Genomic DNA, 13606 nt, shown 5'->3' on the forward strand with positions numbered 1-13606 from the left:
GCGTTGTAGACCCCGTTGAGATCCGTGACCAGGTTGCGTACGCCCCGGTGGTCGCCGGAGGCCTCGTACGTCTCGTCGAGCAGCCACCAGTCCGGAGCTGGTGGAGCGGCGGGGTTCTGGTCGGGGCGCCTGGAGCGGGTCAGATGGTGGCGGACTCCCCGGCCTTCACGTCGGCGACGAACGAAGCGAACGCACCGGCGGGGAACTGCAGAACTGGGCCGCTCGGGTCCTTGGAATCACGCACGGGAACCACGCCGTGCGAGACGACGAGGTTGGCGGCGACCTCGATGCAGTCGCCGCCGTTGTTGCTGTACGAGGACTTGAACCAGCGGGGGGATTCGGTCGTCACGGGGTGCCCTTTCGCAACTGGCTGATCATGGTCACGGATGCCGCTTGCGACAGCGCTTCGGCCTGTAGCTGATGGTAGGCCGTCAGCATGGGCATCACGGACGAACTTTCTCGGTCCAGGTGCCCCTGAGCCTGCGACTCGGCATAGCAGATCACGGACCGATCCGGCAGCGTCAAGAGGTTGACGGGCAGGTCGAACGTGCGTCGTTCGCCTATCTCGAACGGTGCCACCTGTAGCACCGTGTTCGGCAGCTCGGCGAACTCGACCAGACGCTCCAACTGGGCCGCCATGACGGCGGACCCTCCAACGGGTCGACGGAGGCAGCTTTCGTCCATGGTCACGAACACCATGGGTGGTCGGGGTCGCGCCAACGCCGCCTGTCGCTCCGCCAGGAACGAAACGCGCTCATCCGCTTGTTCAGGAGTGATGGCACCCCGTCGCACGGCGCTGTTCGCCAACACCCGTGCATACTCGGGTGTCTGAAGCAGGCCGGGGATGATTCCAATGTTGTAGAGCCTGATCTCTACTGCTCGCCCCTCGTGTCCCACGTACTCGGGGAAGCCTTCCAGCAGCGAGCCGTGTCGCATGTCGCGCCACTCGCGCTCGAGCGAATCGGCGGAACCGGTAATGCCGAAGACGAGATCGGCTTTGCGGGAGAAGGGGAGAGTCGGCGGCTTCCGACTGGTTTCCACAGCCGAAATATGCTGACTGGAATATGCCAGGTTCTCTGCCAGCTCTTCCTGGCTCCAGCCTCGACCCTCCCGCAACCTGCGCAGGTGGGCGCCATAGGCTGCTCGAGGGCTGCTCCCGGGGTCCAATTCCTTGCGGTTGACCATTCCGCCGCCCAATCCTTCCTTCTTTATTGCCCAGTTGAAGGGCTCCTGACTCTACGTCACGCTGGGCGAGCCCGGTAGCGATACGACTACGGAGAGGAGTGGGCCGTGCCCTGGAAGCACACACCCCGGTCACCCACCGCCCGGCAACGCCGCAGTGACGCGGACGAGCCGACCGCGCGGATCGACGCGGATGCGTTCTGGCGACTGGTCCCGGACTGGGTGCCACGCACTGGATACGCCATGCCGAGCAGGCACGTGCTCAGGGACGTCGAGGCCGGACTACGGAAGCGAGTTCGAACGGTGAGTGACCCCACGGTTGTGCCGGCGCTTCACGTGCCTGCTCCGGAGCCCGTGCCAGTGGAGGGTTGCGACGTGTGTGGAGCGCTGACACGGCAGCGGGTGTCAGCGCACGCGGCAGGGAGCATCGTCACGGTCCGGAGCTGCAACGAGGAGATCGCGAACCACCCGCACCGGAGGGCCGACCGGGAATGAGGGCGAAGACCCCTGTGGCGAAGGGGCCGGGAAGCGTGAAATGCGCCCTCGCTTCCGCCGGACCGGAAGTGATCGACGTGGGCCGGTCATGTTCGATCGGTACTACGAAAAGCCGGGCGCGGTTCGGGATGTGTATGCGCCCCTCTCAATGAAATGAGCCCCTCGACCGGTCTCGAGTGGCGCGTCCACTTCCGGAGAATCCGACCCGCAATCGATGCGGATAAACAGCATGTGGTGGCGGTCGGAAGGCTCTACAGGCAACGGCAGAAAGGCAGGGCATGAGCACGAAGGTGCGATCCGAGGAGACGCCGGTGTGGGCGGCGGGCACGGTCGGCGAGGACGTCATGACCGTGCACAAAGTCACCGGCCCGTTTGATGACCTTGAGCGCTCCCGTGAGGTGAAGTCGGTATGCGGTGCCGGTGAGGCCGGTGACGAGAAGGATGTATGGGCTCGCGCCGTGAACTGTCCGGGTTGTCTTGCCCTCGCATGACCTCGCCCCGCCCTCGCATGACTTCGCCCCTTTGACCCGGCCGAGTCCTGGCCGGTCCGAAACGGGCGGCCGGCAGTGGGTGGCAGGCAGGTGCTGGCTGTACTGCCGACGCTCAGGACTGCTGGTGATGTGGCTCGGGCCCGTCTCATCACGCGGGATGGACGCGCCGATGTACGGCTGCGAGGCCTGCATCGCCGAGCTGGACCGCATGGTCCGGGACCACTTCGCCGCGAAGGACACCGCCATCCCCTGGTCTCCCGCCTCCCCGGACTCGGTACCCGCCGGGAGGCGGGGCTCCACCCCCGCCCTCGGCAGGGCGGGTCGCAAGAGAACGATTCGACGAAACACCGAGAGGACACCTCTATGAACCCGTTCTGGTTGCTTCAGGCCGACGGAGGAAACCCGCAGGACGACAGCGACTCGGGCAACAAGCACGGCGGAGGTGGCTCCGACGAAGGCGGTAACAGCAGCGACGGGCAGACACCGGCGGACGGGCGCTGACCGTGTCCGAGGAGACGATGTCGGAGGCCGGTCCTGGCGGGCTGGCCTCCGGGCTCATGAAAAAGGGTGTGCTGGCTTCCGACTGGTTGCCGGCCTTCAAGGCGGTGCCCCGTCACCTCTTCGTCCCGGATGTCATCTGGCCGGGGAGAGCGGGAGCGAACCGCCAGGACGACCAGGTGGTTCGGTCGGAAGACCCGGAACTGTGGTGGAAGACCGTGTACACGGATGCTCCGATCACGACACAGTGGGACGACGGGAGGCACACGGGCCCTGGCCGGGGTTGTACGCCGTCCTGCTCCAACTCGATGCCCACGATGGTGTTCTCCATGCTTGCGGCGCTCGACGTCGAGGCCGGTCACCGGGTGCTGGAGATCGGCACGGGCACGGGCTGGAACGCCGCTCTGCTGTGCCACCGGCTCGGAGACATGAACGTCGTCACGGTCGAGGTGGACGCGCAGATCGCAGCCACGGCCCGCGCCCGGCTCATGGCTGCGGATTTCCATCCGAAGGCCATCGTCGGCGACGGCACGCGCGGCTACGGCAAGGATGCGCCGTACGACCGGATCATTGCCACGTGCTCGGTCGGGAGCATTCCGGACCAGTGGGTGGGCCAGACCAAACCGGGGGCGGTGATCGTGGCCCCCTGGGGCCCCGTGTATGGCGGTGAGGCGGTGGCCAGGCTCACGGTCACGGAGGCCGGAGTGCTGACCGGCCGGTTCGTCGGCTCGTCGGCTTTCATGCGGCTCCGCGGGCAAAGACGGAACCTGCCGCCCGCGAGCGACTTCCTCGACGAGGACCTCTGGCCCGCCGGGGGCGTGGAGTCCAGGACGACACTGTCACCCGACGACGTGGGCGAGTGGATCCACATGTTCGCGATCGGTGTGCAGGTCCCGGACATGTTCTGCCGTGTGTCGGACGTGCGGGAGGACTCCTACCGGCTGTGGCTGTTCGACAGAGGGAGGACGAGCTGGGCGTCAGCCGACTACACGAGTGGGGAGACCTCCTTCCGCGTCGTGCAGTCAGGGCGTCGAGACCTGTGGCGTGAACTGGAGGCCGCGTGGCGGTGGTGGTACCAGCAGGGCCAACCGGACTTCGACCGGTTCGGCCTCACCGTGGATCACCGCGGCCACGTGGTGTGGCTCGACGCTCCGGCCAACCCCGTGCCCCGGTGGGCTCCGGGGCCCCGCGCGCGGAACGAGTGAAGGGCAGCCTTCGGCGCGGACACTTCCGGCCGCCTCGCGATCGCACGCACCGGACGACGCTCCTCATGGGGCAATCTCGGTATGGAGCGGTCGTCGGCGGGTTCCCCGGACGCGCGGCGCAGGACAAGCGGCGCATTACACGCTGTTGGTGGTCGCGCACTCCGCGATAGCCTGGCGCCGACGAGGACGTCATCAGGGACGGTGACGTACGAGGGGGGACTGTGGAGCGGCGCGATGTACGAGGGCACTACGAAGGACTCGCCGCCGCGTACGACGATCACTGGGTGTACGGGCCGAGCTACATCCCCTGGATGGCGGCTCGCATAGCCGAAGCGCTACGGCTTACGGGCACTGACCGCATCGCCGACATCGGTTGTGGCACAGGGCTGTTCGCGCGGGAAGTGGCGAACCACGTCCGGCCCACCCACCCTGTCCTCTGCGCCGACCCATCGGAAGCGATGCTGCGCCAGATCGGCACGCCACCCCCGCCCGGCCTGATGCCGGTCGTTGCCTCGGCGGAGAACATCGCTGATGGCGACGTCGCGCTGCCGCAGGGCCAGCTCGACGCGATGTGGTTGAAGGAGTCGGTTCACCATCTCCCGGACCCGGCGCGGACACTGCGAGGACTGGCCGCCCGGCTGGCGCCCGGTGGGCGCTTGCTGGTGGTCATGCTCCCGGCCACGATCCGGTATCCGCTGTTCAATGCGGCACTCACCCGTTTCGAGGAGCTCCAGCCGGACCCGGCCGACATCGTGGGCCATCTGGAATCCGCCGGGATGAAGGCAGGGCTCACCCACGTAGAGCACGAGCTGCGCATCGACCGGGACAGGTACTTCGGCATGGTGCGCGCTCGCTACATGTCGCTGCTCTCCACCTTCAGCGACGGTGAGATCGAGAAGGGCATCGAAGAGATGAGCGCAGCTCACCCCGAGCCCGTCCTTGTGTTTCCCGACCGATTCGCCTTCGTCCTGGGCGAAGCGGAGAAGCAGCGAGGTGGGGGCGAATGAGCACTGTGGTTGATGAACGACTGCGTCGGCTCCGGAGCGAACTGGACGATCATTCGCGGATCGCGGACCACCTCGGGCTCGACCTCGAGCGTCCCCTACGCAGCCTCAACGACGGCTATCCCGAAAATGCCGTGGCGCTCGTCGGGAAGCTGACCGAGAAGCTCCTCAAGGAGTTATGGCGTCACCACAACATCGAGGGCGACCCCACGACCAAGGCGTTGAACGACCTGGTCAAGCGCTGCCGTCCGCACATCCGCAGCAGCACGGTGATGGACGCCCTCGACGACATCCGCCGGCTCCGCAACCGCTCCACGCACGACGGATACGACATCAGCGACGAGGACGGCCTCCTGGCGGTACGCCGCCTCGTGGATGTGCTGGTCTGGTTCACGAACACGGGAAGTACGGCGCTCCTCGGTGGAGAACCTGATGTGGCCCCAGAGGTGGCCAGACGCTGTGAGTTCCTGGCGGGTTTGTACGTCACCCTGGGCTACCGGCAGGCCAAGCGCTTCGTTCTCAGCCCCGATACCGTCTACCAGCTGTTCTGTCGCGAATCAGGTATGCGGTTCGAGTACGTGGAACTCATGCTCTCCCAGGAGGCGGACGACCTGAGCACGGTCCTCGCCACCACCGGCGGCGAGTTGCTGCGGACCCGGTTGCCCAAGCTCACCAGGTTCGTCGTTCTGGAGGACGACAACGGAAGCGCAGCCTCCGGCGCACTTCACGACCTGCTCGGACTCGACTTCCGGATCGTCCGTTACGACGGCTTCGTCGAGACACTCATCAACCTCGATACGCATATCGGGACCATCTCGTCCTCGGTCGGGCACGCAGGGCCCCACGTCCCGATCAGTGCAGCTGTACTGTCCACCGACCCGCACACCGGCGAATCCCGGATGGCGGAGTCCGAGGACGCTGCGGAGCTACTAACCCGCCTCGCTCGGGGCAGCGCCAACGTGCTCGTCACCGGCCGCTCCGGAAGCGGGAAAAGCACTCTTCTGCGCTCCCTGGCGTCCAACCCCGAAATCCGGCGGTTCCGCTTCTACTTCGATCTCGGGCTCAAACCCAAGGACGAGCCGTTCTCCGAGTACGCCGGGCGGCTCCTGGCGCCGTCCATGGCGTCGGACCGCTCCTGTGCCTACGACCTCTTCCTCTACCTGATCCGATCAGGCACCGCGCTCTGCGTTCTCGACGCGGTTGACGAGGGTGTAGATGAATCAAGTCCTGCCGGCTTCCTGCGGCTCTTCGCCGACCTCGCGGCTGTTCTCTCTGCCGAGTCCGCCGTGGTCATGAGTTCGCGGGTGTCCTTTCTGGCCGACTCGCCACAGGTACGCCAACTGTTGGACAGTGGAGCCGGCCGTTCCGAGCAGCTCGTCGAGCAGATGTACGCCAACGGAGTCGACCCGGCGAGGGTCCCGCACTTCCACCTCGTACGCCTCGCCGAACCCGATGCGACACCGTTGGAGAAGCGACTCACGGAGTCGCTGGCGCTTCCTCCCGGTCAGCCGCTCGCCGATATCCTCGGCGCGCACATCACGCAGACACTGGCCGTGCAGGGCCGACCAGGTATCGAAGAGCGCATGACCGCTTCGTTCGGGCACGCTTTTGTGACCGACCAGACCGTCTTCTCCCTTCTCGACCTGCACCGGTCGTTGGGGATGAGCGCGTTCACCGGCGGGCGGCTGGCCTTCGACGCCTGTGTGCTCCTTCCTTTGCTGCGACAGGCGGACTCCGACCAGGTCGCCTTCGTGCACACTGCCTACCAGGCGCTACTGGCTGCGCGGTATCTGGCTGTGGCCGAGCACCGGGACACGGCAGCGGATGTGCCGGGCGGCGCATTCATCACCGAGCAGGTGCGGGCGTTCCTCGCGGGCCTGCCCGGGAGCCCGGCGACCGACGACTGCGTCCTGCCCGCCGGGACCTATCTCGTCGGCCCCGCGGAACGGCTGGTTCTGTGCCGAGTACCGCGATCCGTGCGCTTCGATCGTGACGCCGTGACTGTGGCGCGCTACCGCCGCTTCCTCGAAGCGCTCAACAGCGACGGCACCTCTCCGTGGGACCATCCCGACCAGCCGGCCAATGTCACGCACCACCCGTGGACCGACCGGCTGCGCGAGGCCGGCTACTACACGGACGCACGATTCGACGCGTACCCGGCTGTCTGCGTCAACTGGTGGAGTGCCTACGCCTTCGCTGCATTCGAGGGCAAGAGGTTGCCTACGTCCTTGGAATGGGAAGCCGCGGCGCGCGGTACGGACGGGCGGCTGTTCCCGTGGGGCGATGCCCCGGACGCCGACTTGGTCAACTGTGCGGACTCATGGGTCGGGCACTCCGTTGTCACCTACCAAGCCTGGTACGAGGACTTTGCGGGTGACGCCGTACGCAGGGCATGGGTGACCCCGGCGACCGAACGGCCCGGTAACCGGTCTCCCTTCGGCATCGGGGACATGGTGGGCAACTGCTGGGAGTGGACGTCCACCAGTCTTGGCGATCCAGGTGAGGCCGTCATCTGCGGTGGAAGCTACGACAATCCGATGCGCGCGGTACAGGTGAGCAGCAAGGGGATCTACCGAAAGCGCGGTGGGAGCAACGCGGTGGGTTTCCGATGCGTGGAAGATGTCACGGACACCGGGGAGATGACGGTATGAGCGGCGAGCCTCGCCACGGAACGATCATCGACCGGCGGTCGAGCGGCGGGGGAGTGAACGGCACCCTCGGGTCCTACATCGTTCAGGATGACGAGGACGAGCGGTACTACGGCTTCGACTACCGGCAGATCGTAACCGAGGGGTTCCGGACCATCCGTACGGGAGAACGTGTCCGCTTCTACGTCTCGGGAACCAGCCCCGACCGAGCGGAGTTCGTCATCCGCCTCGACCAGCCCGACCCGTCCGAGTACTACGGATGAACGCGTCGCTCCCCCTCGAGACCGTCACCGGGGCTCGCCAGGAGCTGACGGTTGTCGTACCGGTGCGCCTGCTGAGGACTCCGGAATGGGATCAGGGGCCATTCCCCTTCGAGCTGGGCAGCCGCCGCACTGACGCCGAGACGAGGGCGACGTACTTCGCCCCCGCCTCCGCACGCGTCCTGTACGGCGCACCGGGCAGGCCCCGCCGCTGGTACCGGCCGACATCGGTCGTACACAACGGCGTGCACCTCATCGGCATGGAGCTTCTTCGCACTGCCACTGCCCGCAATCCCGAACACGCCTTCGCAGTGCTGCACTTCACGGTGACCAGACCTCTCCTGCCTGTGGTGCGTGCGATAGCCGGGCGGGCTGCCGCCGACGGCGATGCCGCGATGCTCACCGGTCCGCTGGATCCTGCGGTGCTCCTCGCCGAACTGGCCGAGGTCACCAGCGGGACTGGGACGTTCGCCATCTCCCGCCCCTACACGGTCGCTTTCCTTACCCCCGAGGCCGGTCACGGTCCTGCACTCCGTGCAGGCTATGAAGGGGAACTTCCGGATACTGCCGATCGCTGGCTCTGGCAGCTGGCGTCACGGTCGACCCCGGCCGACTTTCCGCTCGCCCCGGAGACCGCCGCCGTGGAGCTCGGTAACGCCGTACGCATCTCGGCGGACTGGAGTGCCCTGGTGTTGCGGCAGGGAGCTGCCTTCCTCGGTCACCGAGCCGACACCGGGGACGGGGACTTCTACGCGTTCGGGGCCCTGCACTCGCGCACCGTCTACCTGGACGCGCTGCTGCTCGGGTCGCTGCAGCGTGACCATATCGACGAACTCACCGACGAACTCTCGGATGTCTTCGATACCAGCCCGCTGGCACGGAGAGTCGCCACGCTGGAGCGCAGCATCGCGGCCTTCCGAAGTACCTACTGGCGCCAGCACCTGACGGCCCACGGCCCGGCCAACGAGCTGCTGCTCGCCTTCCAGAACCAGCATCGGCTGGCCGACCGCTTCGGGGAGATCCTGGCGGAGGCCGCTGACTACAGCCGTTTGGTGCAGACGCAGGAGAGCCAGCAGATCAGCGGCGCACTGGGAGCGCTCACGGTCCTGGGTCTGCCGCTCGGAACCGCGCTCGGCGTGCTCCAGGTCGTCGGCGACGAATCCGTCAGTCACCTACTCGTTGCGCTAGGGATTTCTCTGGTCGTGACCGCTGGTGCTCTAGCGACGCGTTACGGGCGGCTGGTGCTCTCATCGCTGCGCGGGGGCGGCAGGCCGTAGCCCACCCCGAAGCTCAAGTCCCGGAACCCGGGTCTCGGGTGCCGGGGTTCGAGTGCCGGAGACGTTCCCGTCACTCGTTCGTGGGTACGTGCGAGGCTCCCGGCCCGGCGCTTGAGCTTCGGGACTCGGAGGTCGGGATCCGAGGGCCGGGATTCGAGCGATGTTGTTCATCCGGGGGGTAAAAAAGGTGGTTTGGGGAAACCTGACCACCCTCCCTACCCCGTCACGGCCAGCAAGTATGACTAATCGTGACCGGCTTGCGGCGCAGAGTCGTGGGTGCTTACGGTGCCCTCAACGAAACGACCCCGGCACGGTGTTGGACGCACCAGCCGGGGTCTCACCCCAAGATCGAAAACCTGAGGACGATCTCGTGGCTACCCAGCAGACTAGCTCCGCCCCCTCTGCCCCCGCACCCTCACGCTCGTACCGCCAGGCCCGCAGCGGCTACGGCAAGCGCTCCGTGCCTGCCCAGTCCCCGCCTCAGGCAGCTGACTTCGCCCTCCTCCTCGAGCGTGAGCGGTACGTCGCCGGTTACGTCGACCATCTCCCCGACGGTGCGGCCATGGACATCAAGTCGCTCGCCAAGGACCTTCCGCTGTACGGGCAGATGGCCATCGGCACGGCACTGCGCACCCTCGCGGTAGCCGGACACCTCCGCCACGTACGTTGCCGTGTCGAAACCCTCGGCCAGAGCCGCTGGGTGACCCGTACGTTCTGGTCCCGTACCGCCCGCGACAACGAGTGGTGGGCCTCCCACCTGGCCGGGGAGGGGGCGGCCGGGGCCCCGGACGCCCCTGTCGGGCCGCCGGTGCCCACACCCCAGGAGAAGCTTGCCGCCCTCGCGGTGCCGCAGCAGAGGAAACCGGCCGGCCCGGCCCCGGACAGCGCCGCGCCCTCGCCCGGGTATCTCGCTCTGGCCCGGCTCGGCCGCATCGAGCCCCGGCTCGCCCTTTCCGCCGGGGACTGCGCCGCGCTGGAGCGGCTTGCTGCCGAGTGGTTCGCCCGTGGAGTGGACGCCGACTACCTGATCCAGGCCCTGGCCGCAGGGCTCCCGGCCCTCATCGGCTCGCCCGTCGGCTTCGTACGCCGCCGTCTCACCGACAAGATTCCCCCTCGGCTGCCCTCCGCCCCCGCTGCGGGCCGGGATGCGTCGGCCGTGCGCCGCCCTCTCCTGGTCGAGTGTGCCGAATGCGGCCGCCCGGGCCCGGCCGACGCGCTCCCGGACGGTCTCTGCCGCCCCTGCCGCACAGCCGTTCAGGCGGGGGCGCCGGACCCGGCAGACGCAGCGACCCCACTGCCCGGCGAGCGGGACGTGCACGCGCTGGTGGGCAGCATGCGCAACCTGATGCGGACACCCTGACCGCGCCTCGGGGTCGACAGTCGTACGCTCCGGCCGAGCCCGGAGGGATGCCTGTCGATGTGCCTGACTAGGCTTCCCGGGTCCGGGGTCTGTCGAGACGCCGGGTGACACCGATCATGGGGGAAGCAATGCGCAAGACACTTACCGCAACGTCCTTCGTTCTGGCGGCAGCTCTGCTGACGGGCTGCGGTGGTGGCGAGGAGAAGCCGGCCGACGCGGGCAAGGGGGGCACCCCCACCGCTCAGGAGTCCGCGAAGCCGGAGATGGCAGGCGGGGACGCCGTGGATGGGGGCGCCTCGCACGAGGTGACGATCAAGGTCGAGGGGACGGGCAAGAGCAAGGTCATGTACACCCTCGACGACTCGGACTTCGCCGAGGTGGACCTGCCGTGGACCAAGACGGCCACTATCGCCCCGCGGGGCGCGGAGCGCGAGGTCGGCCGCCTGGTGATCGTGACGCCGGGCACCATGACCGCGGCCGACGGCATGCTGGTTGCGGCAGGGTGCTCGATCATGGTGGACGGTAAGACGGTCGTCGAGAACGAGGGCGGCAAGACGGGCAAGCCCTGCTCGTACAAGCTCAAGTAAGGCCCCCGTACCAGGCCCCCCGGACGATGGGCCCGGTGGCGGCGGACCAGCGCCCCACCGGGTATATCGGCCGGACCCGGGGCTCCTGCCGAGCCCTACCTGCACCCCATGGCGCGCAGCCCTTCCGGACGGTAGGCCGTCGCGAACTTCTCCAGCTCGGAACGTTGCTTGCGGGCTTGGTCGAGGGGGACGGCCCGGGTGATTCTGAGAATGTAGTTGCTCTTGCTGCCACGTTCGGGACACGGGCTCAGCGATACGTACGCATCGTCGGTTATCACCGCGTTCTCCGATGTCCCGGACGGTTGCGGATTGCGGTCGGCAGATGTTTTCTGCTGCTCCTTCTGCACGTCCAGGTAATTCTGGTCCCGGTACTCATTCACGTACAGCGCGTTGGACCCGTCCACTGTCACGACGCACTTCGACGTCGTCGGATCCCCTACCGCCTGCTGCTCGGCTTTGACCTTCTCACCGTCGGGCAGCAGTGGTTTCAGCAGGTCGGGGTCGACGGTGCGGTCGCAGAGAGACTTGGGCGTGGTGTAGCCGGCGGAGCCTGCGCACGCCGTCAGCCCAGTCAGAAGGGCTGCGGCTACGGCGAGGGACGGTGCGGTGCGGCGAGTGCCGCCCCAGGATGTCGTGATCATTCGGTGTTGCCTGCTATCCGGTTGGCGGTGCTGTTTCCGTTGAACGCCGAATTTCCGCTGGACCCCTCACGCAGGTATTCATTGCCTTCTTGGGACAGTCTGTGGTCGGGGTTGACCGACGACCACTCCTCTCCCAGCGCCGCCAGATACGTCTGCCTGGAATCAAAGGTCTCACTGACGTCGATCTTTGCCTTGTCGTCGATGCGGTTCTGCTCCTCGAGCTGCCAGGCGTACGCTGCCGAGTCCACACCGCGCTGGACGGCATCGCCCACGACGGGGATGAAGTTCGCGGCTCCACCCACCGTGTGGTAGCCCCATTTGGCAGGCCAGGAGGGGTCCTCCTTGTCGGTGTCGATCGCGGCATAGCGAGCAGCTTCCATGAAGCCGACGGACTGTCCCGCCCTCTGCAATTCCTCCTCGGGGTCTCCCTTGTGCTCCGCGTGAAAATCGGCGACGATCGCCTGGTTCAGGCCCTCCGTCATCATGCCGTAGGCATTCTGGTCGCGGGAGACCTGTTTCGACACTTCGAGTAGCTGTTCGTAGTCCAGCGGGGTGGCGTGCTTATTCAATGAGCTCGCCGTCTGGTGCACTTCGTCGCCGTAGTTGCCCAATAGTGCGGCCATGTCGTCACGTAGCTCAGGCGGGAAGTCGTCCCCCTTGTCCGAGAGTCGGCTCAACGCGCCGCTCATGACCTCGTGCTGGGCGTCGGTGTGCTCGTACGAGGTGATGACGTTCGGCTGGTCCGGGTTGAGGCCGGTGCCCGCCGCCAGCAGCGCCCTGCCCAGCGTGTCCCGTGACTGCACCGTGCCGTCGCCCTTCCCGAACGGGTCGTCCTCGTCGTAGAAGGCGCGGTCCTTCAGGAGATAGTCCGCCATGTCGTCACGGTTGAAGAGTTCCGTGGCGAAGTCCGGGTTATGGGACGCCGCAGTGAGGAAGCCGGCCATCGGGTCGCTGCCCGGTTCGCCGAAGTCGCCCCCCTCTCCCTTGGCGGTGTAGTCGAGCTGTGCGGCGACACCCGGGTTGCCCCAGTAGTCCTTCGGCTCGAAGGGCGCCTTCTCCTTCTCGAAGGAGTGCAGCGCGTTGCCGTAGTCGTTCAGGAAGTTCTTGTCGAAGGAACCCTTGACCATCAGGTTGCTCATGATCTGGAAGCCGTACGGTTTGACCATGAGGCCCTCGTGGCCGTACTGCTTGCTTCCGGCCGCGATCATGTCTTTCTTCCACGCCTCCATCTCGGGGGTTTGGCTGTGCGAGGCGTTGGCCAGCGACATGCTGAGGTTCTGCTGTACATCGCCCAGGAGCTTGGCCCGCTCGCCTCCGGGCACGTCGCCATGGCCGGGGTCGGCGAGGTCGCGCCAGAGCTGGAGAGTGCCGTCGGCGCGCAGGCCGGTGGCGAAATCCTCGGTGAAAGCCGGGTTGTCGCGCTGATTCTTGAGCATCTCGTCGAACCGGCGGAGCTTGTCCTCGTCCCAGTCCTCGACGTGCCCCTTGGCGATCTGCCTGCGCCAGTACTCCGCGTCCGCCTTGCCCTGCTCCGCGTCGGCCTGTTTGAGACTGTCCGGGCCCTTCTCGGTGAAGTCATGGGCGTTCTTGGCGAGTTTGCGCAGGGCGCGCGCTGCGATCCGGTCGGTCTCCGTGGCCTCCCACAAGATGCGGGTGATCCGGCGCTGGGCGACGCCGAGTTCGTCGTCGGTAGGCGTGCGGATGTCGCCGTCACCGGCCGCCGCGCCGGAGGGCACGGATGCCCTGACCGTGCCGTTGCCGTTCACCCCGATATTGCCCTTCGCGAGGCTGTCGATAGCCGTGCGCAGGTCTGCCTTGTGCTTCGTGAAGTCGGTGTGCGCGCCCCGCAGGATTCCGAGGACACTCTTCGCCTCTTCGGCCGCGTCGGTGAACTGCTTCGCTGTCTTCGTCACGAACTCTCGGGTGATGGTGGCGTTCTCGCCGCTCCAGTCCGCCGC

Annotated in this window: 13 protein-coding genes; 9 read left to right on the forward strand and 4 right to left on the reverse strand. The window is 67.1% G+C overall.

The features are described from left to right. Positions 1 to 139: 139 nt before the first annotated feature. Complete coding sequence (locus tag JOC24_RS32850; protein ID WP_205024086.1) at positions 140 to 349, reverse strand: DUF397 domain-containing protein; 210 nt, start codon at positions 347 to 349, stop codon at positions 140 to 142. Beyond that, complete coding sequence (locus tag JOC24_RS32855) at positions 346 to 1185, reverse strand: helix-turn-helix domain-containing protein (protein ID WP_205024087.1); 840 nt, start codon at positions 1183 to 1185, stop codon at positions 346 to 348. The genes JOC24_RS32850 and JOC24_RS32855 overlap by 4 nt, the downstream gene beginning before the upstream one ends. A 770-nt stretch (positions 1186 to 1955) precedes the next feature. On the opposite strand from JOC24_RS32855, the gene JOC24_RS32860 reads away from it, so the two are divergent. The 9 genes from JOC24_RS32860 (at position 1956) to JOC24_RS32900 (ending at position 11007) form a co-directional block, all read left to right on the forward strand. Then, positions 1956 to 2168, forward strand: a complete 213-nt coding sequence (locus tag JOC24_RS32860) for a hypothetical protein (protein WP_205024088.1) — start codon at positions 1956 to 1958, stop codon at positions 2166 to 2168. Positions 2169 to 2531: 363 nt separating this feature from the next. Next, complete coding sequence (locus JOC24_RS32865; protein ID WP_205024089.1) at positions 2532 to 2669, forward strand: hypothetical protein; 138 nt, start codon at positions 2532 to 2534, stop codon at positions 2667 to 2669. Between the two features lie 2 nt (positions 2670 to 2671). Beyond that, positions 2672 to 3871: a methyltransferase domain-containing protein gene (locus tag JOC24_RS32870; protein WP_307792819.1), complete on the forward strand. Its 1200-nt coding sequence runs from the start codon at positions 2672 to 2674 to the stop codon at positions 3869 to 3871. Positions 3872 to 4092: 221 nt separating this feature from the next. Further along, positions 4093 to 4878: a class I SAM-dependent methyltransferase gene (locus JOC24_RS32875; protein ID WP_205024090.1), complete on the forward strand. Its 786-nt coding sequence runs from the start codon at positions 4093 to 4095 to the stop codon at positions 4876 to 4878. Then, positions 4875 to 7526, forward strand: coding sequence for an SUMF1/EgtB/PvdO family nonheme iron enzyme (locus tag JOC24_RS32880; protein ID WP_205024091.1), 2652 nt, complete (start codon positions 4875 to 4877; stop codon positions 7524 to 7526). Before JOC24_RS32875 ends, JOC24_RS32880 begins: the two co-directional genes overlap by 4 nt. After that, entirely contained in the window at positions 7523 to 7786 is a 264-nt protein-coding gene (locus JOC24_RS32885; protein ID WP_205024092.1) for a hypothetical protein, read from the forward strand. Before JOC24_RS32880 ends, JOC24_RS32885 begins: the two co-directional genes overlap by 4 nt. Further along, on the forward strand, positions 7783 to 9060 hold the full coding sequence (locus tag JOC24_RS32890; RefSeq protein ID WP_205024093.1) for a hypothetical protein: 1278 nt from the start codon (positions 7783 to 7785) through the stop codon (positions 9058 to 9060). Before JOC24_RS32885 ends, JOC24_RS32890 begins: the two co-directional genes overlap by 4 nt. A gap of 370 nt (positions 9061 to 9430) precedes the next feature. Next, entirely contained in the window at positions 9431 to 10420 is a 990-nt protein-coding gene (locus JOC24_RS32895; RefSeq protein ID WP_205024094.1) for a MarR family transcriptional regulator, read from the forward strand. A gap of 128 nt (positions 10421 to 10548) precedes the next feature. Then, the gene (locus tag JOC24_RS32900; RefSeq protein WP_205024095.1) at positions 10549 to 11007 is read left to right on the forward strand and encodes a hypothetical protein; all 459 of its coding nucleotides are present in this window, start codon (positions 10549 to 10551) and stop codon (positions 11005 to 11007) included. 95 nt (positions 11008 to 11102) lie between these two features. Here the strand turns inward: JOC24_RS32900 and JOC24_RS32905 are convergent, their stop codons facing one another. Together JOC24_RS32905 and JOC24_RS32910 are read right to left on the reverse strand one after the other, a co-directional pair. Further along, positions 11103 to 11648 (reverse strand): hypothetical protein, encoded by a 546-nt coding sequence (locus JOC24_RS32905; protein ID WP_205024096.1) that lies wholly within the window; start codon positions 11646 to 11648, stop codon positions 11103 to 11105. Beyond that, the coding region (locus tag JOC24_RS32910; protein ID WP_205024097.1) for a hypothetical protein at positions 11645 to 13606 on the reverse strand (1962 nt) is incomplete at its 5' end. The genes JOC24_RS32910 and JOC24_RS32905, both read right to left, overlap by 4 nt.

The sequence above is a fragment of the Streptomyces sp. HB132 genome, assembly GCF_016909575.1.
Lineage (GTDB): Bacteria > Actinomycetota > Actinomycetes > Streptomycetales > Streptomycetaceae > Streptomyces.